1 protein-coding gene is annotated in these 452 nt (G+C 33.4%); it reads left to right on the top strand.

The features are described from left to right. A partial coding sequence (locus tag PL9214_RS29735) for a transposase (protein WP_139295232.1) occupies window positions 1–441 on the top strand: 441 nt, incomplete at its 5' end. Window positions 442–452: the final 11 nt, after the last annotated feature.

Below are 452 nucleotides of genomic sequence, written 5' to 3'. Positions count from 1 at the left end.
AAAGAAAGGCAAACTTATTATGGAGCTTTAGATTACCAAACGAAAGAATTTATTATCAAAGGTTATGCGGCGGGAAATACAGAAAATACCGTAGACTTTATCCAGTATTTACAGCAGCAAAATCCGGGGAAAAGGTTAGCTATAGTCTGGGATAATGCCACTTATCATTGTTCTCAAAAGTTTAGAGATTATTTAACTGAAGTTAATCAAAATTTATCGGAAGAAGAATGGCGGATTACTTGTCTAAATTTTGCCCCCAATGCACCTGAACAAAATCCTGTAGAAGATATTTGGTTACAAACCAAAAATTTCGTGAGAAAATTTTATCATTTATGCCCATCTTTTAAAGTAATTAAGTGGCTATTCGAGTTTTTCGCTCAGGGTCAAATTTTTGATTTCCCCAAAATTTTTATGTATGGGATTTTGCCACAACCTATTTAGGATTGCTATAT

The sequence above is a fragment of the Planktothrix tepida PCC 9214 genome, assembly GCF_900009145.1.
Taxonomy (GTDB): Bacteria; Cyanobacteriota; Cyanobacteriia; order Cyanobacteriales; family Microcoleaceae; genus Planktothrix; species Planktothrix tepida.
Note: the sequence above shows the minus strand (reverse complement) of the source record. Positions and strands in the feature narration are given on the sequence as shown.